We start from the raw sequence: 26,471 nt of genomic DNA, 5'->3' as shown, positions 1-26,471 counted from the left end.
GCATTCTAATCGGACTCGCGCTCGAGCTGGCTTTTAACAAAGCATGGCCGAGCGCAGCGATTCCCACTCATATGGCGTTGCCCAGCTCGAAGATCGGCAGATACATCGACACCACCAGTCCGCCGACCAGCACCCCCAGCACCACGATGATGAAGGGTTCGAGCAGCGAGGTCAGGGCGTCGACCTTGTTGTCGACCTCTTCCTCGTAGAAGTCGGCCACCTTGTTGAGCATGGTGTCCACCGAGCCGGCTTCCTCGCCGATGCTGACCATCTGCACCGCCATGGTCGGGAAGCGGCGGGTGTTGCGCATGGCGAAGTGCAGCTGCTGGCCGTTGGAGACGTCGTCGCGGATGCGCAGCACGGCGCGCTCGTAGACCTGGTTGCCGGTGGCGCCGGCGGCGGTCTCCAGCGACTCCACCAGCGGCACGCCGGCGGCGAAGGTGGTCGCCAGGGTGCGCGAGAAACGCGCCACGGCGGACTTGTCGAGGATGTCGCCGACCACCGGCAGGCGCAGCGCCAGCGCGTGCAGCCGGTAGGCGAAGGCCGGCGAGCGCCGGGCGGCCAGCCGCGCGATGACGCCCGCCCCCAGCAGGGCGCCCAGCCCGGGCAGCCAGTACGTCTGGGCCAGCTCGGACAGCGAAATGGTCATGCGGGTCATCGCCGGCAGCTCGGCGCCGAAGCCGCGGAACAGGCTCTCGAACTGGGGCACCACCTTGATCAGCAGCAACGCGGTGACGCCGATGCCCACGGCGATGACCGCCGTGGGATAGTAGAGCGCCTTGCGCACCCGGGCCTTGAGGGACTCGACCTTCTCCTGGTAGGTGGCGACCCGGTCGAGCATGCGGTCCAGCGACCCGGACTGCTCGCCGGCCTCCACCATGTTGGTGAACAGGCGGTCGAAATGGCGCGGGTACTGGCGCAGCGCGTCCGAGAAGCTCGAGCCGGCCGCCACGTCGTCGGCCAGCTTCTGCACCAGGTTGCGCATCGCCGGGTTCTTGAGGCTTTCGATGACCACGCTGAACGCCTGCAGCACCGGCACGCCGGCGCGGATCATGGTCGCCATCTGGCGCGAGAAGAGCATCACGTCCCGCGGCTTGATGCGCCCCACGCCGCCGAACAGGCTGCTCTTGCGGCGGATGGTCTTGACGATGATGCCCTGTCGGGCCAGTTCGCGTTCGACCTCGCCGCGATGGCCGGCGACCAGTTCGCCGTCGACCTTCTTGCCCTTGTTGTTCTTGCCGGTCCAGCGCCACCGGTAGAGGGGGGTGCGCTCGTGCGGCTTGCGTCCCTTGCGCGATTTGTCACGGCGAGAGCCGTACGTCGTTGTCGTGGCCATGGCTGGTTCCCTGCGTCCCGGGGGGCGACTTGCGTTGCGTACCGTCAGGGCCGCCGTGGCGGCCATTCGTCATCCCTCTGCGGGGACTGTTTTGCAATTCCTGTCTGTCAATCCTTGGTGACGCGGCTGATCTCCTCGAGGCTGGTGGTGCCGTCGAGCACCTTGCGCAGGCCACTGTGCCGCAGGTCCGGGTAACCCTGCCGGCGAGCGACGGCGGCGATGTCCATGGCGCTGGCCTCGGCCAGGATCAGGCGGTCGATCTCGTCGTCGACCGGGACCACCTCGTAGATCCCGATCCGGCCACTGTAGCCCAGCGTGCACTGCTGGCAGCCCACCGGCCGATAGAGCCGGGCGCCGGCGATCTCGTCCTCGGTGAAGCCGGCCTCGATCAGCACCTGCCGGGGAATGTCCGCGGGCTCGCGGCAGTGGCGGCAGAGCTTGCGGGCCAGCCGCTGGGCGATGATCAGCGAGACCGAGCTGGCGATATTGTAGGGGGCCAGCCCCATGTTGCGCAGCCGGGTCAGGGTCTCGGCGGCGGAGTTGGTGTGCAGCGTCGACAGCACCAGGTGGCCGGTCTGCGCAGCCTTGACGGCGACCTCCGCGGTTTCCAGGTCGCGGATCTCGCCGACCATGATCACGTCCGGGTCCTGGCGCAGGAAGGCGCGCAGGGCGGTGGCGAAGTCCAGGCCGATCCGGGGCAGCACGTTGACCTGGTTGACCCCCGGCAGCTTGATCTCGACCGGGTCCTCGGCGGTGGAGATGTTGCGCTCGGCGGTATTGAGCTGGTTGAGCCCAGTGTAGAGCGTCACCGTCTTGCCGCTGCCGGTGGGGCCGGTGACCAGGATCATGCCCTGGGGGGCGGCCAGCGCGCTCTCGTACATCGCCCGCTGCTCGGGCGTGAAGCCCAGGGCGTCGATGCCCAGCTTCGCCGAGGTGGGGTCCAGCAGGCGCAGGACGATCTTCTCGCCGTAGACGGTGGGCAGCGAGTTGACGCGGAAGTCGATCGAGCGGTTGCGCGACAGGCGCAGCTTGATGGCGCCGTCCTGGGGCAGCCGGCGCTCGGAGATGTCCAGCCGCGCCATGATCTTCAGGCGCGCGGCGATGCGCGTACGCAGGTTGAAGGGCGGCTGGGCGACCTCGAGCAGCATGCCGTCGATGCGATAGCGAATCCGGTAGGTGCTCTCGTAGGGCTCGAAGTGGATGTCCGAGGCGCCGCGGCGGATGGCGTCGAGCAGGATCTTGTTGACGTACCTGACCACCGGGGCATCGTCGCCGGCGGTGCTGGCGTCGAGGGTGGGCTCCTCGTCGAGCGGAATCGCCTCGGCCTCGAGCTCGTCGAGGCCGGTGGCATCGTCCAGCGCCTCGAGCATGCTGTCGGCGTTGCCCTGGGCCAGGTAGTTCTCGACGGCGGGCTCGAGCTGGTCGATGGGGGCCAGCACGCCGTCCACCGACAGCCCGGTGGCGAACTGCAGCTCGTCCAGGGCGGCCAGGGTAGAGGGGAAGGGCACCGCCACGGTGAGACGGTGCTCGACCCGCATCAGCGGCAGGATGTGATGCCGGCGCAGGACGTTTTCCGGCATGCCCCGCGACGGCGGGAAGCGGTCGCGGCGCAGGGCGTTGAGGTCGACCACCGGCAGCCCGTACTCGCGGGCGGCCGCCTGGGTGGCATCCCGGGCGGTGACCAGGCCGGTATCGATGATGTGCTTGAGCAGCGAGGTTTCATTGGCCCGGGCCTCTTCCTCCGCCTGGTGCATCGCCGCCTCGCTGACCCGCCCCTCGGCGATCAGCCGCCGGGACAGGCCGCGCAGCCCGTCCGAATGCCCCGCCGAGGCGCGGGCCAGAGGCGAGCCGGCTACCGGCGCATCGTCCGTCGATGCTGGCGGCGTGTCATCGGTATCGGGGGCGTAGGGGGGCTGGTAGGAAGACATGGCGTCGGGCGTTCTGCCTCTCGTTGCGGTCGCGTTCCTGCGTGGGGCACCGATCAGCCAGGATGCCGACCCGAGCCACCATGAAATACGGTACTCTCGGCAGGGCGTTTCTGGTGTAAAATAATGTAGTCTATTTCAACGCCGGTGGTGCAGGCCTGCCACCGCGCGCATGACGATTGTCAAGGTGAGCGGGGCCTTTGCCTCATGCCGCGTTGACGCGCGAGGGTCCACGAGGCCTTCCGGGCTGTGATAGCGTCGGAGGGCGTCGGCAACGGGCCGACACGGTACGCATGGATTCGAGGGAGCTGGAAATGATGAAGACGATGACCCGGACGGCCCGGGGGCAGGGCGGTTTTACGCTGATCGAGTTGCTGGTTGTTGTAGCGATTATTGGGGTTTTAGCAGCGATTGCTGTTCCCCAGTACCAAAATTATGTTGAACGGTCAGAAGCTTCAGCTGGCTACTCGACCATCAGGTCGTTACAAACCCCTTACGATGCAGCTATATTTTCTTCAGATACGATTACGGCTGTGACCGATCTTGGAATGCAGTCGGGTGCAAGTTCTCTGGGTACGGTGGCGGCGAATGTAACTGATGCAGATACTGGTGCTGGGACTTTAACTTTTACTTTTGATGGCGAGTCTGTTTTGCCGGCCAATTCAACAGTAACTCTTACGCGTGATGCTGACGGAGTCTGGACTTGTACCACTGCCAATATTCCGGAACAGGCAATTCCAAATAACTGCTCTGATCCGACCCTTTAAGCCTTAAAATTGAAAAAAATCCTTATGGGCTGCTTAGAATTTCGAGCAGCCCATAAGTTTTAATATTAATAAAGTGCCTTCTCCTCACTCACCACTTCCTTCAGCAACTCCAGGAACAGCTTGTCCGCTTCCGAATAAGACTCCGGATCGTCCGGTATATGGATGCTGGTGGTGTCGCTGATCTCGTTGGCGATCTGCGCCAGGGCCGCCGGGCCGCTGTCCTGATCCAGGCGCTGGCGGGCCACGGCGAGCGATTGCTCGAGGATCGCCGGATCCTGCAGCAGCTTCTTGATGAAATCCCGCAGTTCGTTGATGACACGGACTTTCTGCATTTCCGAGCTGGCCATGGCGGTTTTCTCCCCGTCGACGGATAACGTTACCGCGCAAGATACCACGAGCCAGGCGATGCGTCAGGCCAGAGTGAGTGGCTCCAGGACAATCGCGGTTGGCGATGACGAGGGCGCCCGGCGGTAGGTCGAGAGGGGGTTTTTGGCCATGGATGGCCAAAGTAGCGCCCAGGGAGGGGTTCATAGCGCCCCTGGAGACCTACCGCCGGCGAAGCCCGAGTGATGCTGCCGCTAATCTGCACATTGAAGCGAGCGCAGACTCAGGCGCGCCCCGGCCCGCGCCACACGCGAAGCTGGCCCAGCCAGGGCAGGGTCTCGCCGGCATGGCGCAGGCGCTCGGCCTGGTGGTTCAGGTCGTGGGGCGCGAGGCGCTCGTCGATATACAGCGAGACGTCGATGCGGTTGTCCAGGTAGTGCAGGTCCAGCGCCACGCGGGACTGCCAGCAGTCCAGCCGCCCCCAGGCCTGTTCCAGGGCGTCCTCCACGTCGGCGCGCAGCGGCAGGCCGTCGTCGGCATCGGGACGGGCGTCGTGGGAGTCGTCCTCGGGGTCGACGTGGAAGGTGATGTCCTCCAGCCGCGGAAAGGCGGCATACAGCTCGCGGCAGACCTGGTTGCCGATCTCGTGGGCCTCGGAGACGGTCAGCCGCGGCGCCACCACCAGGTGCAGGTCGAGCAGCACCTGCTCGGCAACGGTACGGGTGCGCAGCTGGTGCACGTCGCGCACGCCGGGCACCGCCATGGCCAGCTCGCGCATGCGCCGCTGGTCCGCCTCGGGCAGGGCGGTGTCGACCAGCTCGCGGCCCGCCTCCCAAAGCAGCTCGACGCCGATCTTGCCCACCAGCAGGCCGACCACCACCGCGGCGACCGCGTCCAGCCAGCCGGCGCCCAGCTCGCTGCCGATCAGGCCGACCAGCACCGCCACCGTGGACAGGGCATCGCTGCGTGAATGCCAGGCGTTGGCCTCGAGCAGGCGCGAACGGATGCGCCGTGCCGCCTTCAGGGTATAGCGGAAGATCCACTCCTTGCCGAGCAGGGCGACCACCGCCAGGCCGATGGCCCAGGGGCCGGCCGGGGGCACCGGGGTGCCGGCCAGCAGCCGGCTGAGGCTGGCCCAGGCGATGCCGCCGGCGACGAACAGCAGCACGCTGCCCAGCAGCAGGGTGCCGAGGGTCTCGATGCGGCCGTGGCCGTAGGGGTGGTTGTGATCGGGCTCCTGGCGGCCGAAGTGGGTGGCGACGACCACGAAGACGTCGGTCAGCAGGTCGGAGAAGGAGTGGATGCCGTCGGCGACCAGCGCGGCGGAGCCCACGGCGAGCCCGACGAGGATCTTGGCGATGCCCAGCAGGGTGTCCAGGACGGCGCCGATGATGGTGACGCGATGGGCGAGACGGGTCTCTTCGGCGCGAGTAAAGGCTTGTGTCATGCGGTGTTTTCCGGGAAGCGAGTTCAGTTGTACGTTATAGTCCTCGCCCGCATACAGGGACGCAAGGGAACGAACGCAATGGCTTCACTCGTGATGCCGCGGCTGTCGCTCAGCTCGTGGGCACCGGTCTTCAAGGTACTGGCCGTGCTGTGGCTGGTGCTGGCCGCCTTCATGATCCTGCCGTGGCTGGTGCTGCTGGCCGAGGGGGACCCGGATGCCCACGCCTTCGCGCTGTCGATGGCGATCGTGCTGGCGACGGTGGCAAGCGTGCTGCTGCTGACCCGCCATGTGCCCATCGCCCTCAAGCCGCGCCAGATGTTCGTTCTGACCACCCTGAGCTGGCTGACGGTGAGCGGCTTCGCCAGCCTGCCGCTGGTGCTGGGGGCGCCGCAGCTGTCGTTCACCGATGCCGTCTTCGAGTCTGTGTCGGCGATCACCACCACGGGGTCGACCATCCTGGTGGGCATCGAGCGCCTCTCCGACGGGCTCAAGCTGTGGCGGGGCATGATGCAGTGGCTGGGCGGCATCGGCATCATCGTCATGGCGATCGCCATTCTGCCGTTCCTCAAGGTCGGCGGCATGCGGCTGTTCCATACCGAGTCCTCGGACTGGTCCGACAAGGTGATGCCGCGCACCGACGGCATCGCCAAGGCCACCATGAGCATCTACCTGGGCCTGACGGCACTGGCCACCCTGTGCTACTGGCTGGCGGGCATGCTGCCGCTGGATGCGGTGGTGCTGGCGATGACCTCGCTGTCCACCGGCGGCTTCGCCAATTCCGACGCCTCCTTCAGCGCCTATGCCCACCAGCCGGTGCTGCTGTGGCTGGGCTCGCTGTTCATGCTCAGCGGCGCCTTGCCGTTCGTGCTCTACATCCGCGCGATGCGCGGCACGCCGGGCGTGCTGTGGCGCGACCAGCAGGTGCGCGGCATGCTGGTGCTGCTGGCGCTGGCGATCGGCGTGCTGACCGCCTATCGCGTGCTCGGTGGGCTGCCGGTCTTCGAGTCGCTGAGCCAGGTGACGTTCAATGTCGTCTCGGTGGTGACCACCACCGGGTACGCGTCCGACGATTACACCCAGTGGGGCGCGCTGGCAATCGTGGCGTTCTTCTACCTGACGTTCGTCGGCGGCTGCAGCGGTTCCACCAGCGGCGGCATGAAGATCTTCCGCTTCCAGATTGCGCTGCTGATGCTGCGCAACCAGCTGCGTTTCCTGATTCACAGCAACGGGGTGTTCGCCCAGCGCTACAACGACAGCATCCTCAGCGATGAGATCGGGCGTGGCGTGGTGGCGTTTTCCTTCTTCTTCTTCCTGACCGTGGCCGGGCTGGCGCTGGGGCTGTCGATGCTGGGGCTCGACCTGGTCACGGCGCTGTCGGGGGCGGCCACCGCGGTGGCCAACGTCGGCCCGGGGCTGGGCGAGATCATCGGCCCGGCGGGCAACTTCTCCACGCTGCCCGACGCGGCGAAGTGGCTGCTGTGTGTGGGCATGCTGATGGGGCGGCTGGAGATCCTGACGGTGCTGGTGCTGTTGACGCCGATGTTCTGGCGGAAATAAGCGGCGAGTCGCGGGCGGCGAGCTACGAGCTAAAATCTGCCGCAGCCCGCAGCCCGCAGCCCGCAGCCCGCAGCCCGCAGCCCGCAGCCCGCAGCCCGCAGCCCGCAGCCCGGCGCTATTCCGCCTCGATTCTGCCGGCGCGATTGAGCACCGGGTTGGCGTACTGCGCCAGCCACCACGCCCGCAGGTGCTCCGGCACTGTCGCCAGGCGGGCCTCGAAGCGCTGGCGGTCGGCCGCGGTGACCTCGCTGAGATCCACGAGGTCCGGGGCCAGGCCGCTGGCCTCGAGCGCCAGATAGTGGCTGGGGAACAGGTGGTAGCCCGCCAGCACCTGGCGGTCGATCTCCTCGGCCACCGCGTCGGGGGTGGCAAAGCCGCCTTCCAGCGGGGTGCCGAAGGTCAGCTTGATGCGTCCCTTGTAGCCGGTGATGCCGGCGACGATGGAGCGGATATCCTCGAACTCGACCTTCTCGTAGCGGCCTTCGGTGTGCACTGCGTGCAGCTCGCGGGCCTTCTGCAGGTCGCAGGGGTCGTACTCGTAGCTGATTGACACCGGCACCAGGCGCAGCTCGCGGATCGCCTCGGCGAAGTCGGCGTGCTTGTCTTCCTGGCGGCGGGCCATGGTCAGCATCTTGACGATGGCGCTGTCGGCGCGGTCGATGCCGTCCTTGGCGCGGCCCTCGCGCTGGGCCAGCCAGACCGGATGGTTGTCGACGGTGATCGAATGACGGATATAGCTCGACAGGGTCTGGTAGGCGGCGAGCATGGCGCGCTTGCCCTTGGCGCTGCGCGGCACGATGAAGCTCTTGTTGAGGCGCATCAGGTCGGTGACGAAGGGCTTCTGCAGCAGGTTGTCGCCGATGGCGATGCGCACGGTGTTGCGCCCGGCCTGGTAGAGCGCGTAGTTGACGAAGGCCGGGTCGAGGGCGATGTCGCGGTGGTTGCCGATGAACAGGTAGGCCCGCTCGGGGTCGAGCTTGTCGATGCCCTCGACGGTGAAGGCATCGGTGGTGGTGGCCAGCATGCGCCGCATGTAGGCGGCGATGTGGGACTGGAAGTCGGCGACGCTGGCCACGCCGCGCATCTGCCGCTGCAGGGCGAAGGCGGCCAGCCGGCGGGCGAGCCAGGGCGCATGGCGCGACAGGCGGGGCAGCCGGTAGCGGGTGATGGCGTCGAGGAACTCCCGGTCGTGGGCCAGGCGGTCGAGCACGCCGGCGACCTCGTCGTCGTGGTAGGGGCGAATCTTTTCGAAGGCGTCGGGGGAAAGCAGTTGTGTCATGGTGTCGGTGCAGCCGGGGAGGCTTCGCCGCCCAGCCAGTCGATGAGTTGTTCGATGGAGCGGGCCAGGACCTGGCTCATCAGCAGGAAGTCGGTTTCCAGGCGCAGCTCCGGGTCGTCGCCGGTCTCGTTGTCGGCGGCTTCGTCGAGGACCGCGTCGGCGAAGCGCAGCGACTTCAGCGCCAGGTCGTCGTGCAGCACCAGCGACACGGCGTCCTGAATGGTGAAGGCCAGCCGGGTGGCCTGGCGGCCGCTGTCCAGCGCGGTCTGGATGTCGTCGCCGTCCAGGTCGACCTGACGGCCGCGCAGCACGCTGTCGTCGCCGGTGGTCGACTTGAGTTCCACCTGGTCGCCGAGCTCCAGCCCGGCGGGCCGGGCGCTGGGCTGCGAGAGCCATTCGGTCATGGCGCGGGTCGGCGTCACCTTCGTGGCCAGCGGCGTGACCTTGAGCGAGCCCAGCGTCTGGCGCAGCAGGTCGAGGGCATCCTCGGCGCGGGCCCGGCTCGAGGCGTTGACGCCGATCAGGGCGTTGCGGGTGTCCCACCACAGGTCGATGCGCTGGGTGCGCACGAAGGCGCGCGGCAGGAACTCCTCGTAGACCTGCTCCTTGAGCGCTTGCTTTTCCGGACGGCGCAGCGGCCGGCCCTCGGCGGCCTCGCGCTCGGCAGCGCGGCTCTCGACGGCCTCGCGCACCACCGAGGCGGGCAGCAGGCGCTCCTGGCGGGCCACGGTCAGAAGGCGCTGCCCCTGGAGTTCATGCAGGCGGCGGGATCCCCCCTGGCCGGCCGGCGCCTGCCAGCCCAGGCGTTTGGCTTCGCTCTCGCCGAGCGGGCGAAAGGCCTGCTCATCGAGGGCCGCCAGCAGGTCATCGGCGGTCAGCGACGGCGCGTCGTGCAGGCGATACAGGTGCAAGTGCTTGAACCACATGGCGTCGTCCCGTTGCAAAGGAGACACATTATGGCGAATTGACCTGGCAGGTACCAGTCGTCGCGCGGCGACGTCGAATGCAGCAAGCACTTGTCGCCAGTTTCAAACTACCGTTTGTTCCCCGGTGTGGGGCTGACTAGAATCGAGAGCATTTCTCTTTTTTGATGCTCAAGGATTGCCGACTCATGGATAACCGTATCGCTCGTTCGACCCTTCGCGTGCGCGGCTTTCATCTCGACGGGTACGCCCATGTCAACAATGCGCGTTACCTGGAATTTCTCGAGGAGGGGCGCTGGGCCTATTTCGAGCAGCAGTTCGACCTGGCCGAGCTGTTCAATCGGGGGCTGGCGGCCGTGGCGGTCAACCTCAACATCAACTACCGCCGGGCCGCGGTGATTCATGACGAGCTCGAGGTGCTCACCTCGCTGGCCGGGCTCAATCATCGCAGCGCGATCATCCATCAGGAGATCAATCGCGTTGCCGACGGCAAGCGCATCGCCGATGCCGACTTCACCTTCGTGCTGCTCGACACCCATACCGGGCGCGCCATGGCCATCGAGGGCGAACTGCGCGACACCCTGACGCCCTACGTGCTGAGTCCGGCGGCCGATCGCGCCTGATCCGCCGCTGCTTAACGGCGGGGCGGATGGTATAATCGCTCGATTATCGGCGTCCATCGGCTCGCCGGGGGCTCCGCGGTCCGTCGGGTCACGGGGACCGCTTGCTGGCTGTCCGGCCAGCGTTCATCAGTCGCAGTGCAAAGGATTTGACGATACATGGGTGACATCGCCAGAGAGATTCTGCCAGTCAATATCGAGGACGAGCTCAAGCAGTCGTATCTCGATTACGCGATGAGCGTGATCATCGGTCGTGCACTGCCTGACGTGCGCGACGGGCTCAAGCCCGTTCACCGGCGTGTGCTGTATGCCATGCACGAGCTGGGCAATGACTGGAACAAGCCGTACAAGAAGTCCGCCCGTGTGGTCGGCGATGTCATCGGTAAGTACCACCCGCACGGCGACAGCGCGGTCTACGACACCATCGTGCGCATGGCCCAGGACTTCTCGATGCGCTACGTGCTGGTCGACGGCCAGGGCAACTTCGGCTCGATCGACGGCGACAGCGCGGCGGCGATGCGTTACACCGAGGTGCGCATGGCGCGGCTCGCCCACGAGCTGCTCGCCGACCTGGAGAAGGACACCGTCGACTGGGTCGACAACTACGACGGCACCGAGCGCATCCCCGACGTGCTGCCGACCCGGGTGCCCAACCTGCTGGTCAACGGCGGCTCGGGCATCGCGGTGGGCATGGCCACCAACATCCCGCCCCACAACATGAGAGAGGTGGTCGACGGCTGCCTGGCGCTGATCGACGACTACACGCTCTCGGTCGACGACCTGATGGAGTACATTCCGGGGCCGGACTTCCCCACCAGCGGCATCATCAACGGCCGGGCCGGCATCCTCGACGCCTACCGCACCGGTCGCGGGCGCATCTACGTGCGGGCGCGCCACACCATCGAGCATGACGACAAGAGCGGTCGCGACCACATCGTCATCACCGAGCTGCCCTATCAGGTCAACAAGGCGCGACTGATCGAGAAGATCGCCGAGCTGGTCAAGGACAAGCGCATCGAGGGCATCGCCGAGCTGCGCGACGAATCCGACAAGGAAGGCCTGCGCGTGGTGATCGAGGTCAAGCGCGGCGAGTCCGGCGAGGTGGTGGTCAACAACCTGTTCGCCCACACCCAGCTCGAGACGGTGTTCGGCATCAACATGGTGGCGCTGGACAACGGCCAGCCCAAGACGCTCAACCTCAAGGAAATGCTCGAGGCCTTCGTGCGCCACCGCCGCGAGGTGGTCACCCGGCGCACGCTGTTCGAGCTCAAGAAGGCCCGCGAGCGGGGCCATATCCTCGAGGGCCTGACGGTCGCGATTTCCAACATCGACAAGGTGATCGAGCTGATCAAGGCGTCGCCGTCGGCGGCCGAGGCCAAGGACAAGCTGATCGAGCGCTCCTGGCGGCCGGGGCAGGTGCTCGACATGCTGTCCCGCGCGGGGGCCGAGTCCTGTCGCCCCGAGGCACTGGAGGAAGGCTTCGGGCTGTCCGTCGATCGCAGCGAGTATCGCCTGTCGCCGGCCCAGGCCCAGGCGATCCTCGAGTTGCGCCTGCATCGCCTGACCGGGCTCGAGACCGAGAAGCTGCTCAACGAATACTCGGGCATTCTCGAGCGGATCGCCGAGCTGTCCGCCATCCTGGCCTCCGCGGATCGCCTGCTGGAGGTGATTCGCGAGGAGCTGAGCGCCGTGCGCGATCAGTACGGCGATGCGCGCAAGACCGAGATCCAGACCAGCCGGCTCGACCTGACCATCGAGGACCTGATCAGCGAAGAGGACATGGTGGTCACCATCTCGCGCTCGGGCTATGCCAAGAGCCAGCCGATCAGCGACTACCGGGCCCAGCGCCGCGGCGGCCGCGGCAAGTCGGCGACCAGCATGAAGAACGAGGACGTCATCGAGCACCTGCTGGTGGCCTCGACCCACGACACCGTGCTGCTGTTCTCCAACAAGGGCAAGGTCTACTGGCTGAAGGTCTACGAGATTCCCGCCGCCAGCCGCGGCTCGCGGGGCAAGCCGCTGGTCAACCTGCTGCCGCTGGACGACGACGAGGCGATCAACGCCATGCTGCCGGTGCGCGAGTACCGCGAGGACAGCTACATCTTCTTCGCCACCGCCCGGGGCACCGTCAAGCGCACTTCGCTCGAGCAGTTCTCGCGGCCGCGCAGCGTCGGCCTGATCGCCATCGACCTCGACGAGGGCGATCGCCTGGTCGGCGCGTCCATCACCGGCGGCTCGGATCACGTCATGCTGCTGTCCTCCAACGGCAAGGCGATCCGCTTCGACGAGGGCGACGTGCGGGCCATGGGGCGCACCGCCCGCGGCGTGCGTGGCATGCGCCTGGCCGACGACGCCGAGGTGATCAGCCTGATCATTCCGCGTTCGACCCGGATCGACAGCGAGGAGGCCGCTGCCGAAGACACGGGTGCCGGCGATGCCGCGGCGGCGACCGAAGCGGAGCAGGCCTATATCCTCACCGCCTCCGAGCACGGCTACGGCAAGCGCACCCGGCTGGAGGAGTTTCCGCTGCGCGGTCGCGGCGGCCAGGGGGTCATCGCCATGCAGACCAGCAACCGCAACGGCGACCTGGTCTCGGCCATCCAGGTGCACGGCAGCGACGAGATGATGCTGATCACCGATCGCGGCACCCTGGTGCGTACCCGGGTCGAGGAGGTCTCGGTGACCTCGCGCAACACCCAGGGCGTGATGCTGATTCGTCTGGGCGAGGCCGAGTCGCTGGTCAAGACGGTACGCGTCGACGAGCCCAGCGACGAGGAGGAGGGCGTCGACGAGATGGCCGAGGACGGTGCGGCCGAGTCAGGCGATGAAACCGCATCCGACGCGGCCGCGCCGGGCACCCCGGATGACGCCGAGTGAGCGCCTGATCCCCCGCGACCGCCGCGATCACGGCGGTCGTCTTTCACGGACTTGTGAGACGCAACGCTGATGACACGCCTTTACAACTTCTGTGCCGGGCCGGCCGCGCTGCCGACCCCGGTTCTGCAACGCGCCCAGGAAGAGCTGCTCGACTATCACGGTCGTGGCCTGTCGGTGATGGAGATGAGCCATCGCAGCGCCGACTTCACGGCGATCGCCGAGGCCGCCGAGGCCACCCTGCGCGAGCTGCTGGCGATCCCCGACAACTACCGGGTGCTGTTCCTGCAGGGCGGCGCCTCCTCGCAGTTCGCCATGGTCCCCTACAACCTGCTGGGCCGCGGCGGCACGCCCAACTATCTGTACACCGGCATCTGGGGCAAGAAGGCGATCGCCGAGGCTCGTCACGTCGCCGGCGCGCACATCGCCGCGTCGAGCGAGGACAACGGCCTGCGCGAGGTGCCGCGCCCCGAGGCCATCGCGCTGTCATCGGACGCCGCCTACCTGCACTACACCGACAACGAGACCATCGGCGGCCTGGCCTTCGACTACATCCCCGAGGTCGAGGTGCCGCTGGTCTGCGACATGTCCTCGTCGATCCTCTCGGCGCCGCTGGATGTCTCGCGCTTCGGGGTCATCTACGCCGGCGCCCAGAAGAACATCGGCCCGGCCGGGCTGACGCTGGTCATCGTGCGCGACGACCTGCTCGACCGCGCACGGCCCGATACCCCGACCATGTTCAACTACCGGGTCATGGCGGAGCACGGCTCGATGTACAACACGCCGCCGACCTACGCCTGGTACCTGGCGGGTCTGGTGTTCGAGTGGCTCAAGCAGGACATCGGTGGCCTGGCGGCGATGGATGCCATCAATGCGCGCAAGGCCGAGACGCTCTACGGCGCCATCGACGCCAGCGGCTTCTACAGCAATCCGATCGCGCCGCGCAATCGCTCGCGGATGAACGTGCCGTTCGTGCTGGCCGATGATGCGCTCAACGGCGACTTTCTGCGCGAGGCCGAGACAGCGGGGCTGCTCAACCTCAAGGGGCATCGCAGCGTCGGCGGCATGCGGGCCAGTCTCTACAACGCCGTCCCCGAGGCGGCGGTGGATGCGCTGGTGGACTTCATGGCCGACTTCGAACGGCGTCACGGTTGAGTGCGGGGGAGCACATGAGCGACATACCGATCAATCTCGATGAACTGCGCCAACGCATCGACCAGATCGACGGCGAGATCCTGCGCCTGATCAGCGAGCGAGCCGAGTGTGCCCAGCAGGTGGCGCGGGTCAAGCTGGCCGAGGATGCCGGGGCGGTGTTCTACCGGCCGGAGCGCGAGTCCCAGGTGCTGCGCCGCATCATGGCGCTCAACCAGGGGCCGCTGGACGCCGAGGAGGTGGGGCGGCTGTTCCGCGAGATCATGTCGGCCTGCCTGGCGCTGGAGCAGCCGGTCAAGGTGGCCTATCTCGGTCCCGAGGGCACCTTCACCCAGCAGGCGGCCCTCAAGCACTTCGGCGAGAGCGCCGTGAGCCTGCCGATGGCGGCGATCGACGAGGTGTTCCGCGAGGTCGAGGCCGGTGCCGTCAACTACGGCGTGGTGCCGGTGGAGAACTCCACCGAGGGGGTGGTCAACCATACCCTCGACTCCTTCATGGACTCGTCGATGCACATCTGCGGCGAGGTGGTGCTGCGCATCCACCATCACCTGCTGGTGGCGAGCACCACGCGCCGCGACAAGATCTCGCGGATCTACTCGCACCCGCAGTCGTTCGCCCAGTGCCGCAAGTGGCTCGATGCCCACTATCCGCATGCCGAGCGGGTGCCGGTGTCCTCCAACGCCGAGGCGGCGCGGCTGATCAAGAGCGAATGGCACAGCGCGGCCATCGCCGGCGACATGGCCGCCAAGCTCTACGAGCTGGAGAAGATCGCCGAGAAGATCGAGGACCGTCCCGACAATTCCACGCGCTTTCTGATCATCGGCCACGAGTCGGTGCCGATGTGCGGCGACGACAAGACCTCGCTGGTGGTGGCGATGCGCAACCAGCCCGGCGCGCTGCACGACCTGCTCGAGCCGTTCCATCGTCACCAGATCGACCTGACGCGGCTGGAGACCCGGCCATCCCGCTCCGGGGTGTGGAACTACGTGTTCTTCATCGACTTCAAGGGGCATGTCGACCAGCCGGAAGTGGCCGCGGTGCTCGATGAGGTCAGCCTGCGCTCGGCGGAAATGAAGGTGCTGGGCTCCTATCCGCAGGGTGTGCTGTAGATGACGGACGCGCAGGCGCCCCGGGTACTGATCGTCGGGCTGGGGATGATCGGCGGCTCGCTGGCCGCGGCGCTCAAGGCCGGCGGCTTTGCCGGCCGTGTCGTGGCCTGTGACCGGGACCCGGACGAGATCGCCCGCGGACTGGCGCTCGGGGTGATCGATGCCGGCGGCACCGAGCTGGCGGACTGGGTCGCCGACAGCCAGCTCGTCGTGCTGGCCGTGCCGGTGCTGGCGATGGAGTCGGTGCTGGCACGCCTGGCGCCGCTGCTCGACGGTCAGGTGATCACCGACGTGGGCAGCACCAAGCTGGCGATCCGCGCCGCCGCCGAGCGGGTGTTCGGTGCGCTGCCGGCGCGCTTCATTCCGGGGCACCCGATCGCCGGGTCCGAGAAGAGCGGCGTGGCGGCGGCCAATCCCGATCTCTATCGCCGCCACAAGGTGATCCTGACCCCCGGGGCGGACAGCGACCCCGCGGCCCTGGCGCAGGTGCGGGCCATGTGGCAGGCCTGCGGCGCCGAGGTGGTGGACATGGCGATCGAACGCCATGATCAGGTGCTGGCGCGTACCAGCCATCTGCCGCATCTGCTGGCCTTCTCGCTGGTCGACACCCTGGCGCGCCAGGATGAACGCCTCGAGATCTTCCGCTACGCGGCGGGCGGCTTTCGCGACTTCACGCGCATCGCCGGCAGCGACCCGGTGATGTGGCGCGACATCTTCACCGCCAACAAGGAGGCGGTGATCGCCGCGCTGGACGACTTCGAGGCGGGGGTGGCCCGCCTGCGACGGGCGATCGTCACGGGCGACGACGATGCCATGCTGGCGACGCTGGACCGGGCCAGCCATGCCCGACACTATTTCGACACGCTATTGAACAAGACGAGATATCAGGCGATGGAACAACGCAATATCCGTTACCGGGTCAGCCCCGGCGGCGGCGTCCGTGGCACGATCCGAGTGCCCGGGGACAAGTCGATCTCGCACCGCTCGATCATGCTCGGCGCACTCGCCGACGGGGTCACCGAGGTCTCGGGCTTCCTGGAAGGCGAGGACAGCCTGGCCACCCTGCAGGCCTTCCGCGAGATGGGCGTGGCCATCGAGGGGCCGCATCAGGGCCGGGTGACCATTCACGGCGTCGGCCTGCATGGCCTCAAGGCGCCCGCCGGGCCGCTCTACGTCGGCAACGCGGGGACCGCCATGCGGCTGTTCGCCGGACTGCTGGCCGGCCAGGCCTTCGACACCGAACTGACCGGCGACGAGTCGCTGACCAAGCGCCCGATGGGCCGCGTCGCCGATCCGCTGCGCGAGATGGGTGCGGTGATCGAGACCGCCGAGGGCGGGCGGCCGCCGCTGACCATCCGCGGCGGGCAGCGCCTGAAGGGCATCGACTACGCCATGCCGATGGCCAGCGCCCAGGTGAAGTCCTGCCTGCTGCTGGCCGGGCTCTATGCCGAGGGCACCACGCGGGTGCGCGAGCCGGCGCCGACCCGCGACCATACCGAACGCATGCTCAGCGGCTTCGGCTACCCGGTGCACCGCGACGGCGACCTGGCCTGGCTCGAGGGCGGCGGCCGGCTGACGGCGGCGCCGATCGATGTGCCCGCCGACATCTCCTCGGCGACCTTCTTCCTGGTGGCGGCGGCGATCACGCCGGGCGCCGACCTGACGCTCGAGCATGTCGGCATCAACCCGACGCGGATCGGCGTGATCAACATCCTCCAGGCGATGGGCGCGGATATCCGCATCGACAACGAGCACGAGGTGGGCGGTGAACCGGTGGCCGACCTTCGGGTGCGCTACACCCCGCTCAAGGGCATCACGATCCCCGAGGATCAGGTCCCGCTGGCCATCGACGAGTTCCCGGCGCTGTTCATCGCTGCCGCCAGCGCCGAGGGCGTGACGCGGCTGCGCGGCGCCGCCGAGCTGCGGGTCAAGGAGTCCGACCGGCTGGCGGCCATGGCCGACGGCCTTTCCGTGCTGGGCGTCGAGAACACTCTGCACGAGGACGGCATCGACATCGTCGGTCGCCGCGACGGGCAGGGCGGCGAGGGGCCGAGCTACGGCGGCGGGCGCATCGACAGCCTCGGCGACCACCGCATCGCCATGGCCTTCGCCATCGCCGCGTTGCGGGCCCGCGAGCCGATCGTCATCGACGACTGCAAGAACGTCGCGACCTCCTTCCCCGGCTTCGTCGACCTGGCGCGTCGGGTCGGCCTGACGCTCGAGGAGGAGGCGTCATGACGGCGGACGGGTCTCTGGTGGCGGTGCTGGCCATCGACGGGCCCGGCGGGGCCGGCAAGGGCACGGTGAGCCGGCTGGTCGCCGCGCGTCTGGGCTGGCACCTGCTGGATTCCGGTGCCCTGTACCGGCTGACCGCGCAGGCCGCGCTCAAGCACGGGGTGGCGCTCGACGATGCCGTCGGGCTGGCGCAACTGGCGGCGGCCCTGGACGTGGCCTTTCTCGCCGAGGCGGGCGAGGCCCGGGTGCTGCTCGAGGGCGAGGACGTCACCCGGGCGATCCGTACCGAGACCATGGGCGAGAACGCCTCGCGCGTGGCGGCGGTGCCCGCGGTGCGCGAGGCGCTGCTGGCGCGCCAGCGCGAGTTCCGCCAGGCTCCGGGGCTGGTGGCCGACGGGCGCGACATGGGCACGGTGGTCTTTCCCGAGGCGCCGCTCAAGATCTTCCTCACCGCCTCCGCGGAGGAACGGGCGCGACGGCGCTACCGTCAGTTGCAGGATGCGGGAGTGGATGCTAGTCTATCGAGTCTTTTGGAAGAGATTCAGGCTCGGGACGCGCGCGACATGCAGCGCAGTGTGGCCCCGCTGAGACCGGCGCACGACGCCGTCGAGCTGGACACCACCGAGCTGACGATACCGGATGTGGTGGATCACATTCTGCGGCTGATTGAAGATCGGGGCCTCGTGTCCCAGCTTTGACGTCCCGATGCGATAACGCTTCCGGCGCCCCCGGCCCGACGTGATGACGTGGCCCGGCAACCTGAGAGTGATGCCGAGAGCCGGACCAGGTCGAACCAGCGCCAACGTCCCCGGGGATATGTAGAGAAGGCCCGCACTCGCTGGTGGTGCGGAGAGGGCGAAAACCGCCATCAACGTTGATCACGTAGGATGCTCATGAGCGAAAGCTTTGCTGAACTGTTCGAACAGTCACTTCAAGACATCAACATGGAACCCGGTGCCATCGTCATGGCGACCGTGGTGGACATCGAGGGTGACTGGATCACCGTCAACGCCGGTCTGAAATCCGAAGGACAGATCCCCGCCGCCCAGTTCCGCGACGAGAACGGCGAGCTGACCATCGGCGTCGGCGACGAAGTCAAGGTCGCCCTGGAAGCCGTCGAGGACGGTTTCGGCGAGACCCGCCTGTCCCGCGAGAAGGCCAAGCGCGCCGAAGCGTGGAAAGAGCTGGAAGCGGCCTTCGAGAAGGACGAGATCGTCAAGGGCGTGATCAACGGCAAGGTCAAGGGCGGTTTCACGGTCGACGTGTCCTCCATCCGTGCCTTCCTGCCGGGTTCCCTGGTCGACGTCCGTCCGGTGCGCGACACCACGCACCTGGAGAACAAGGAACTCGACTTCAAGGTCATCAAGCTCGACCCGAAGCGCAACAACGTGGTCGTTTCCCGCCGTGCCGTTCTCGAAGCCGAGAACAGCGCCGAGCGTGAAGCCCTGCTGGCGACCCTCCAGGAAGGTCAGCAGATCCAGGGTATCGTCAAGAACCTCACCGACTACGGTGCGTTCGTCGACCTGGGCGGCGTCGATGGCCTGCTGCACATCACCGACATGGCGTGGAAGCGCATCAAGCACCCGTCCGAGATCGTGGCCGTGGGCGACGAGATCAACGTCAAGGTGCTGAAGTTCGACCGCGAGCGCAACCGCGTCTCGCTGGGCCTCAAGCAGCTGGGCGAGGATCCCTGGGTCAACATCAAGGATCGTTACCCGGAAGGCACCAAGGTCAATGCCCGCGTCACCAACCTCACCGACTACGGCTGCTTCGCCGAGCTGGAAGAGGGTGTCGAGGGTCTGGTCCACGTCTCCGAGATGGACTGGACCAACAAGAACATCCATCCGTCCAAGGTCGTTCAGGTCGGCGACGAAGTTCAGGTCATGGTGCTGGATATCGACGAGGAACGTCGTCGTATCTCCCTGGGTATCAAGCAGTGCACCACCAACCCGTGGGAAGACTTCAACGCGCGCTACAACAAGGGCGACCGCGTTTCCGGCACCATCAAGTCGATCACCGACTTCGGTATCTTCATCGGTCTGGAAGGCGGCATCGACGGCCTGGTTCACCTGTCCGACATCTCCTGGTCCGAGACCGGCGAGGAAGCGGTGCGCCAGTTCAAGAAGGGCGACGAGGCGGAAGCCGTCATCCTCTCCATCGACCCGGAGCGTGAGCGCATCTCGCTGGGCATCAAGCAGCTCGAGACCGATCCGGTTTCCGAGTTCCTGGCCGTCAACGACAAGGGCTCGATCGTCACCGGTCGCGTCGTCGAGGTCGATGCCAAGGAAGCCCACGTGGAGCTGGCGACCGACGTCATCGGCATCCTCAAGGCCTCCGAGATCAGCGCCGATCGCGTCGAGGATGCACGTAACGTGCTCAACGAAGGCGACAGCGTCGAAGCCCGGATCGTCGGCGTGGATCGCAAGAACCGCGCGATCAACCTGTCGGTCAAGGCCAAGGACCAGGCGGACACCCGCCGCAACATGAGCCGCCTGCGCGAGCAGGAAGTCGAGACCGGTGGTCCGACCACCATCGGCGACCTGATCAAGCAGCAGATGGGTCAGGACTAAGCGCCTGACGCCATTCCGGCGTGCTGATCGAAACCGCGGCCCTCGGGCCGCGGTTTTTGTTTGTGGGGCGCTGGCGGGTCGGGCGCCGCTCAGCGGGACTCGGGCAGGTGCGACTCCAGGGCGCTCAGCAGGCCGCGCAGCAGCGAGAGCTCCTTGCGGCTGGGTTGGGCCCGGGCGAACAGGGCATGCAGGTGCTCGCTGGTACGGGCATGGGGCTGGTTGAGAAAGCCGCTGGCGTTCATGACCCGCTCGAGATGGGCGTGGAAGTGCTGCAGCTGGGCCTGGTCGGGCAGGGGGCCGCGGCCGGGCTGCGGCGCCGTGCGGCCCGCCTGCCGACGCCAGGCGCGATAGACGTCGTAGGCCAGCACCTGCACGGCCTGGGACAGGTTGAGCACGCCGTAGTCGGGATTGGCGGGGATGCTGACCTGATGCGTGCAGTGACGAATCTCGTCGTTGGTCAGGCCGAAGCGCTCGCGCCCGAAGACCAGCGCCACCGGCCCCTGGGCGGCGTGCGCGATGACCTCGCCGGCCATGGCATCGGGCTCGTCGTAGTGGGGCAGCGGCAGGCTGCGCAGCCGGGCGCTGGCGCCGATGACCTGCACGCAGTCGCCGACCGCCGCTTCCAGGCTGTCGACGACCCGCGCCGCGGCCACCACGTCGTCGGCCCCGGCGGCCAGGCGAGTCGCCTCGTCGTCAGGGAAGGCACGCGGGTTGACCAGCGTCAGCTGCGTCAGGCCCATGGTCTTCATGGCGCGGGCCGCCTGGCCGATGTTGCCGGGATGAAAGGTCTGGACGAGGACGATGCGGATATTGTCGAGCATGGGACCGGGTTTCGTGGCGCAAAAGCGGCCAGTGTACGCCAGCCGTCCCGGCGGCACGAGGGGGCGGCTTGTCGCTGCCCGGGCGGCTCGCTAGACTGCTGGGCCTTTCAGGGGAGATGACATGACACAATCCGCGCAACTCGTGCCTCGCGAGCTGCTCTTCTACTGCCGGGCCGGCTTCGAGCGGGACCTGAGTGCCGAGATTCAGGACAAGGCCGCCGCCCTGGGCTGGGCGGGTTATCCCGTCGCCGAGCCGGGCGCTGCCCAGGTGCGCTTCGTGACGCTCGACGAAGAGCCGGCCAACGCCCTGCATCGCCAGTTGCCGCTGGAGGCGCTGGTGTTTGCGCGCCAGTCGCTGGTGGCGCTGCCGGTGCTCGAGGCGCTGTCCCGCGAGGATCGCCTGACGCCGATCATCGAGCAGGTGATGGCCAGCGGCTGGAGCTTCGAGTCGCTGTGGCAGGAAACCCCCGACAGCAACGAGGCCAAGGCGCTGGCCGGGTTGACCAAGGCCCTGCAGCGCCCGCTCGAGGCCGCTCTGCGCAAGCGGGGCGCGTTGCGCCGCAAGGCCCAGGGGCGGCGCCTGCACCTGTTCTGGAGTGCCGGTGACCGGGTCCAGGTGGCGATGAGCTTTCCCGGCAACCGCAGCGAGCAGCCCGGCGGCATCCGGCGCCTGCGTTTCCCGCGGGAGGCGCCCAGCCGCTCGACCCTGAAGCTCGAGGAGGCCTGGCACGTCTTCGTGCCGCGCGATGAATGGCCGGAGCGTCTGCATGAGGGCATGCAGGCGGCCGATCTGGGGGCGGCGCCGGGCGGCTGGACCTATCAGCTGGTGCGGCGCGGGATGCACACCTATGCCATCGATAACGGGCCGATGGATCGCCATCTGATGGCCACCGGCCTGGTCGAGCATCTCCGCGAGGACGGCTTCACCTGGGAGCCGCCGTACCGGCTCGACTGGCTGGTCTGTGATATCGTCGACAAGCCCATGCGGGTGATCGACATGGTGGAACGCTGGCTGATCCGGCGCTGGTGCCACGAGGCGGTGTTCAATCTCAAGCTGCCGATGAAGCAGCGCTGGGCCGAGGTGGAGCGGTGCCTGTCACGCCTGGCTGCGTCGCTGGAACGGGCCGGCGTGCAGGCCGAGATCGCCTGCAAGCAGCTCTATCATGACCGCGAGGAAGTCACGGTGCATGTCAGGCTGGACTGACCCGCCGGGGTTCCCGGTCGTTCGCTATGGAGGAGTGATGGACGCAACACCCGATTTCGATGCCGAGCTCGACACCAGCGGGCTCTACTGCCCCGAGCCGGTCATGCTGATGCACAACAAGGTGCGCGACATGCAGCCCGGCGAGGTCCTCAAGGTGGTCGCCACCGACCCGGCGACCACCCGCGACATTCCCAAGTTCTGCAATTTCCTCGGGCACGAGCTGGTAACGCAGGACACCGGCGGCGAGACCTACCTCTACTTCATTCGGCTGGGGGGATGAGGCGGGCCTGACTACCCGTCCTGGCCGACCATGCAGGCCAGCGCCTCCAGCGTGTCCGGGTCCTCCTGGCGGATGCGGTTGGCGATCGCCCGCTGGAAGAAGTACACCACCGCGTGGCGGCTGTGGCCGGCGTACAGGCAGGCATCGCCGGCCACCACGGGCGTCGATTCCACGCGGCTCTCGTCGACCAGCAGCGCCTCGACCTCGCCGTTGCTGTAGAGCCGCCAGCCGAACACCAGCTTGAGCTGCCAGCTCGCCTGGCTGTCGTCGAGGCACAGCGCGTGTGTGCCCAGCGTTTCGGGCAGCTGCTGGAGCAGGGTGGTTTCCGTGCTGTCCTCGTAGTCGAAGTAGGCGGCGGCATGCTCGAGCTCGAGCACCTTGTGCTCGGGCGCGGAGAGGAAGATGTCCTCGGTTTCCGGGTCGCGATAGCCGACGAAATGGCCGTGCTCGGGATCGTCGAGTTCATGGCAGGGGGTCAGGGCTTCCATCCAGGGCACCATGCCCACCACTTCGCCATCCTCGCGCAGCCCCCAGGCAAGAATCGGCATCCCGTACAGGGTGTCCGGGTCCGAGGCCAGGTGATAGACCATTTCCAGGCCATCCAGCTCCGGCGCCAGGCGGATCAGCCGGCGTCTGGCCCTCAGCCGGTGGCGGGCGGTGTCCAGATCGATGACCTGGGCGGAACGGGGGGACGTCGGGATACCCATGGCTACCCTCCTCAGCGGCAATGTGTCGGCCTGGGCCACGCTTCACTATTAGCACAGCCGGACATCGAAAGTTAAGCCCCGTCGGCCGTCAACGTGCCGGAGGCGCCGGGTGTGGCGCAGTCCCGGCGCAGGGTGGCGATTCGTGCGGCGTGGCGCTCGAGGGCATCGCGAAACCGTGGCCAGGGAGCGGCGAGGGTGTCGAGCGACAGCCAGCGTCGGCGATAGCGAGCGATGGCCGGTCGTGTCACCGGATAGGCATTGAGCAGGGCGTTCACCGCCGTCAGCCAGTGCCGCCCCTGTTCGGCCAGGCGGTCGAGATAGGCCTGCCCCCGCCGGACCGCCGGTGAGGTCAGAGCCGCGTTCAGGGCGGCGGCATTGTCTGGCGAGCAGGCAGCCCGTGCCAGCTGCCGGTCCAGATCCTCGAGGCGGCGGGTGGCCAGCAGCAGCCCACGCAGGACCTCGGCGGTGTAGGGTGCCTGGCGGAGGGCCTTGAGGTGGCCCTCCAGGTGGGCCGAGGTGGGCGTCCAGCGGGGATCGAACTGATGTACCACCATCCGACGCAGATAGGCCAGGGCGGCCAGGGCGTCCCGCAGGTCGGCATCGGGGGGCAGGGGCGAACTGGCGCGCGAGAAGGTGCCGACCCATTCCTCGGCGTCGAACAGGGCGTTCCAGCCGGCTCGCGGCAGTTGGCGGGTCTTGCGTTCGAGCAGGCGGCCGAGCCGCTGGCGATCCTCGGCGGCGAGCGCCTGGGCGGCCGGGCTGTTCCAGCAGGCCTGCAGGCGTCGCCAGAGGGTCAGTTCGTAGAGCCAGCGCTGGCTGGCGGGTGCCACCTTGCCCAGCTGGCTGTTGCGTCGGGCGACCAGCTTGACGATGTCGCAGCGGCGCAGGGCGTAGACGTCCAGCAGGCCCTCTCGCGTCTCCGCGATGGGAAACAGGCGGGCGTCGCGCTCGGGAAAGGCACCGATATTGGGCGGCGAGAGGGTGGCCGGCGGCGGGACCTCCAGCGCCTGTGCGAGCCCGGCCTGCCAGGCGGCGAGGCGTTGCTCGGCGGCCGGGTCGCCGCAGCCGCTCAGCGCCATGATGAGCAGGCCGACCAGCACGCTGCCCGGCCGGCGCCAGGCCCGGCGGCGCTCAGTGCCCATGCGCTTCGGCGCGACGCGGCGGGCGGCTGATGACGTGCAGGCGCCAGCCCAGCAGAGCGGCGGCGACGCTCAGTCCGGCGATCAGGCCGAGCCAGTAGCCCTGCACCCCCAGCGGGGCGAGTCCCGCCCAGGCCCCGGTGGCCAGCAGCCAGCCGCCGCCCAGCCCCACCAACCAGTAGGCGACGAGCGTGATGGCCATGATGATGCGGGTGTCCTTGTAACCGCGCAGCGCCCCGGCCAGCGTCACCTGCAGGCAGTCCGACACCTGATAGAGCAGCGCCAGGCCGATCAGCGACAGGGCCAGCGACTGCACCTCGGGATTGGGACTGTAGAGCGCGACCACCGGGCCGGCGGTCAGCCACATCAGCAGGTCGTTGAGCAGCGCCGCGAGGAGGCCGACGCCCAGGCCCACGAGGGCGACGAAGCGGGCACGCTCGGGCGCGCCGCGTCCCAGGGTGTTGCCGACGCGCACCGTCAGCGCCATGGCCAGCGACAGCGGCAGCATGAACAGGATCGAGGTGTAGTTGAGCGCCACCTGGTGCGCGGCCACCGTGATCTCGCCGAGCCGGGCGACCAGCAGCGCGATCAGGGTGAACAGCGTGACCTCGACGAAGATCGCCACGCCGATCGGCACGCCGACCCGGAGCAGCTCGGCCAGCGGCTGGCGCCGCGGTGGGCAGAGCGTCTGCCACAGCCGTACCGGGGCGAGCACCCGGCTGCGGCGCGTGCAGGCGAACATCGCCAGGCACATCGTCCACATGGCGATGGCCGTGGCCAGCCCGCATCCCCGGGCACCGAGTGCGGGTAGGCCGGACAGCCAGCCGGGGGTGGCGCCGCCGAGCACGGCCTCGATGCCGGCGCCGCCGTAGATCAGCACGTAGTTGCTGGGGATGTTGGCGGCCAGGCCCGCCAGGCTGATCCAGAGTGTCGGCCGGGTGTGATTCATGCCGTCGGCGAAGGCGCGCAGGGCCTGGTAGAGCGCCACGCCGGGCATGCCGATGGCGACCATGCGCAGGTAGTCGGCGGACAGGGTCGCCACCCCCTCGGGCACGCCCAGCAGGGTGAACACCGGCGCGACGCCGAACACCAGAGCCAGACTGGCCAGCACGCCGGATACCAGCGCCAGCCACAGGGTCTGGTGCACGGGCGCGCGAATCGCCGGCAGGCGGCCGGCGCCGACCAGCTGGGCGACGATCGGGGTCAGGCCCATCAACGTGCCGGTCATGAACAGCATCAGCGGCAACCACAGGCTGGCGCCCACCGACACCGCCGCCAGGTCGCGGGCACTGGCCCGGCCGGCCATGATCACGTCGGCCACGCTCATGCCCGACTGGGCCAGCTGGGCGCCGCAGATCGGCAGCGCCAGCCGCAGCAGGTCGCGGGACTCCTGAAGCGCGGATTGCCGGCGGGCATGCCGGGCCGGGTGTGCCATGTCGAGCCTGTCTCCGGGCAAGAGTCGGTGGAACGAATCCGCCAGTCTAGGCAAGCGGCGCCGGGATGTCTGCCCGCGCGGCGCGCATTTTCGCGCCGCGCCGGGCGCCGTATAATGCGCCGCCATGAGCGACCAACCCCTGCACCCCCACGCCGTCGCGGACCTCATCGCCGTGTTCGACGGCCTGTTCGCCGAGACCTTCCGGACCCGGCTGGTCCGCGGCGGCGACGAGCCCCTCTACCTGCCCGCCGATGCCGAGTGTGCCTGGCATCGGGTGATCTTCGCGCGGGGCTTCTTCGCCAGTGCCCTGCACGAGATCAGCCACTGGTGCATCGCCGGCGAGCGCCGCCGGCGCCTGGAGGACTACGGCTACTGGTACCTGCCCGACGGCCGCGACGCCCAGCAGCAGGCCGACTTCGAGGCCGTGGAGGTGGCGCCCCAGGCGCTCGAGCTGCTGTTCACCCGGGCCTGCCGACGCCGCTTTCACGTCAGCGTCGACAACCTCGGGGACGTGGCCGTGGACCGCGACGCCTTTCGGGCGCGGGTCGAGGCGCGGGCGGCACGCTACGAGGCGCAGGGGCTGGCGCGGCGCGCGGCGAGCTTCCGGGCGGCGCTGGAGGCTCGCTACGGGCAGGGCGCCGATCTGGCGACGGCCATCGCCGCCGGTCGCGAGGTGCTCGAGGGGGTGCCGGCATGACCGGGAGACTCGGTCAGACGTTGGTCTAACACCATGACCGAATGATATTTCCCGGGAATGCTCCCGGCTT

22 protein-coding genes are annotated in these 26,471 nt (G+C 68.1%); 12 read left to right on the top strand and 10 right to left on the bottom strand.

All coding sequences use genetic code 11. The features are described from left to right. Nucleotides 1–67: 67 nt before the first annotated feature. Nucleotides 68–1,336 carry a type II secretion system F family protein gene (locus G7A98_RS07260; protein WP_163648967.1) on the bottom strand — a complete coding sequence of 423 codons (1,269 nt, stop codon included), beginning with the start codon at nt 1,334–1,336 and terminating at the stop codon, nt 68–70. A 107-nt stretch (nt 1,337–1,443) separates the two neighbouring features. Beyond that, nucleotides 1,444–3,264: a type IV-A pilus assembly ATPase PilB gene (gene pilB / locus G7A98_RS07255; RefSeq protein ID WP_163648966.1), complete on the bottom strand. Its 1,821-nt coding sequence runs from the start codon at nt 3,262–3,264 to the stop codon at nt 1,444–1,446. A gap of 311 nt (nt 3,265–3,575) precedes the next feature. On the opposite strand from pilB, the gene G7A98_RS16810 reads away from it, so the two are divergent. Further along, a complete protein-coding gene (locus G7A98_RS16810; RefSeq protein ID WP_276207483.1) occupies nt 3,576–4,028 on the top strand; it encodes a pilin in 453 nt (150 codons plus the stop codon). 65 nt (nt 4,029–4,093) lie between these two features. Here G7A98_RS16810 and G7A98_RS07245 read toward each other — a convergent pair whose 3' ends face one another. Both G7A98_RS07245 and G7A98_RS07240 read right to left on the bottom strand, forming a co-directional pair. Further along, nucleotides 4,094–4,375: a hypothetical protein gene (locus G7A98_RS07245; protein ID WP_163648965.1), complete on the bottom strand. Its 282-nt coding sequence runs from the start codon at nt 4,373–4,375 to the stop codon at nt 4,094–4,096. Nucleotides 4,376–4,635: 260 nt separating this feature from the next. Next, on the bottom strand, nt 4,636–5,799 hold the full coding sequence (locus G7A98_RS07240; RefSeq protein ID WP_163648964.1) for a cation diffusion facilitator family transporter: 1,164 nt from the start codon (nt 5,797–5,799) through the stop codon (nt 4,636–4,638). A 78-nt stretch (nt 5,800–5,877) separates the two neighbouring features. Here G7A98_RS07240 and G7A98_RS07235 point away from each other — a divergent pair, with 78 nt between their 5' ends. Next, a complete protein-coding gene (locus G7A98_RS07235; protein ID WP_163648963.1) occupies nt 5,878–7,356 on the top strand; it encodes a TrkH family potassium uptake protein in 1,479 nt (492 codons plus the stop codon). 115 nt (nt 7,357–7,471) lie between these two features. Here G7A98_RS07235 and G7A98_RS07230 read toward each other — a convergent pair whose 3' ends face one another. Together G7A98_RS07230 and G7A98_RS07225 are read right to left on the bottom strand one after the other, a co-directional pair. Beyond that, nucleotides 7,472–8,635: a 1-acyl-sn-glycerol-3-phosphate acyltransferase gene (locus G7A98_RS07230; protein WP_163648962.1), complete on the bottom strand. Its 1,164-nt coding sequence runs from the start codon at nt 8,633–8,635 to the stop codon at nt 7,472–7,474. Next, nucleotides 8,632–9,561, bottom strand: a complete 930-nt coding sequence (locus tag G7A98_RS07225; RefSeq protein WP_163648961.1) for a recombination-associated protein RdgC — start codon at nt 9,559–9,561, stop codon at nt 8,632–8,634. The genes G7A98_RS07230 and G7A98_RS07225 overlap by 4 nt, the downstream gene beginning before the upstream one ends. A 185-nt stretch (nt 9,562–9,746) precedes the next feature. On the opposite strand from G7A98_RS07225, the gene G7A98_RS07220 reads away from it, so the two are divergent. The 7 genes from G7A98_RS07220 (at nt 9,747) to rpsA (ending at nt 20,118) form a co-directional block, all read left to right on the top strand. Next, nucleotides 9,747–10,181, top strand: coding sequence for a thioesterase family protein (locus G7A98_RS07220; protein WP_163648959.1), 435 nt, complete (start codon nt 9,747–9,749; stop codon nt 10,179–10,181). 156 nt (nt 10,182–10,337) lie between these two features. Beyond that, nucleotides 10,338–13,055 (top strand): DNA gyrase subunit A, encoded by a 2,718-nt coding sequence (gene gyrA, locus G7A98_RS07215; RefSeq protein ID WP_163648957.1) that lies wholly within the window; start codon nt 10,338–10,340, stop codon nt 13,053–13,055. A gap of 69 nt (nt 13,056–13,124) precedes the next feature. Then, complete coding sequence (serC, locus tag G7A98_RS07210) at nt 13,125–14,207, top strand: 3-phosphoserine/phosphohydroxythreonine transaminase (protein WP_163648955.1); 1,083 nt, start codon at nt 13,125–13,127, stop codon at nt 14,205–14,207. Nucleotides 14,208–14,221: 14 nt separating this feature from the next. Next, entirely contained in the window at nt 14,222–15,313 is a 1,092-nt protein-coding gene (gene pheA, locus G7A98_RS07205) for a prephenate dehydratase (protein ID WP_163648953.1), read from the top strand. Continuing rightward, nucleotides 15,314–17,551 carry a bifunctional prephenate dehydrogenase/3-phosphoshikimate 1-carboxyvinyltransferase gene (locus G7A98_RS07200; protein ID WP_163648951.1) on the top strand — a complete coding sequence of 746 codons (2,238 nt, stop codon included), beginning with the start codon at nt 15,314–15,316 and terminating at the stop codon, nt 17,549–17,551. Further along, nucleotides 17,548–18,246 carry a (d)CMP kinase gene (cmk, locus tag G7A98_RS07195; protein ID WP_163648949.1) on the top strand — a complete coding sequence of 233 codons (699 nt, stop codon included), beginning with the start codon at nt 17,548–17,550 and terminating at the stop codon, nt 18,244–18,246. Before G7A98_RS07200 ends, cmk begins: the two co-directional genes overlap by 4 nt. 195 nt (nt 18,247–18,441) lie before the next feature. After that, a complete protein-coding gene (gene rpsA, locus G7A98_RS07190) occupies nt 18,442–20,118 on the top strand; it encodes a 30S ribosomal protein S1 (protein WP_163648947.1) in 1,677 nt (558 codons plus the stop codon). 89 nt (nt 20,119–20,207) lie between these two features. Here rpsA and G7A98_RS07185 read toward each other — a convergent pair whose 3' ends face one another. Then, nucleotides 20,208–20,939, bottom strand: a complete 732-nt coding sequence (locus tag G7A98_RS07185; RefSeq protein WP_163648945.1) for an RNA methyltransferase — start codon at nt 20,937–20,939, stop codon at nt 20,208–20,210. A gap of 121 nt (nt 20,940–21,060) precedes the next feature. Here G7A98_RS07185 and rlmM point away from each other — a divergent pair, with 121 nt between their 5' ends. Beyond that, nucleotides 21,061–22,143, top strand: a complete 1,083-nt coding sequence (gene rlmM / locus G7A98_RS07180; RefSeq protein WP_163648943.1) for a 23S rRNA (cytidine(2498)-2'-O)-methyltransferase RlmM — start codon at nt 21,061–21,063, stop codon at nt 22,141–22,143. Between the two features lie 37 nt (nt 22,144–22,180). After that, entirely contained in the window at nt 22,181–22,423 is a 243-nt protein-coding gene (tusA, locus tag G7A98_RS07175; RefSeq protein ID WP_163648941.1) for a sulfurtransferase TusA, read from the top strand. Nucleotides 22,424–22,434: 11 nt separating this feature from the next. Here the strand turns inward: tusA and G7A98_RS07170 are convergent, their stop codons facing one another. The 3 genes from G7A98_RS07170 to G7A98_RS07160 form a co-directional block, all read right to left on the bottom strand. Continuing rightward, nucleotides 22,435–23,130, bottom strand: coding sequence for a hypothetical protein (locus G7A98_RS07170; RefSeq protein ID WP_163648939.1), 696 nt, complete (start codon nt 23,128–23,130; stop codon nt 22,435–22,437). Nucleotides 23,131–23,201: 71 nt separating this feature from the next. After that, entirely contained in the window at nt 23,202–24,272 is a 1,071-nt protein-coding gene (locus G7A98_RS07165; RefSeq protein ID WP_240464697.1) for a DUF3080 family protein, read from the bottom strand. Beyond that, a complete protein-coding gene (locus G7A98_RS07160; RefSeq protein ID WP_163648937.1) occupies nt 24,262–25,704 on the bottom strand; it encodes an MATE family efflux transporter in 1,443 nt (480 codons plus the stop codon). Before G7A98_RS07160 ends, G7A98_RS07165 begins: the two co-directional genes overlap by 11 nt. 124 nt (nt 25,705–25,828) lie before the next feature. Between G7A98_RS07160 and G7A98_RS07155 the strand changes: the two genes are divergently transcribed. Further along, the gene (locus G7A98_RS07155) at nt 25,829–26,401 is read left to right on the top strand and encodes an elongation factor P hydroxylase (protein ID WP_163648935.1); all 573 of its coding nucleotides are present in this window, start codon (nt 25,829–25,831) and stop codon (nt 26,399–26,401) included. Nucleotides 26,402–26,471: the final 70 nt, after the last annotated feature.

The sequence above is a fragment of the Modicisalibacter sp. 'Wilcox' genome (assembly GCF_010993675.1).
GTDB classification, from domain to species: domain Bacteria; phylum Pseudomonadota; class Gammaproteobacteria; order Pseudomonadales; family Halomonadaceae; genus Modicisalibacter; species Modicisalibacter tunisiensis.
Note: the sequence above shows the minus strand (reverse complement) of the source record. Positions and strands in the feature narration are given on the sequence as shown.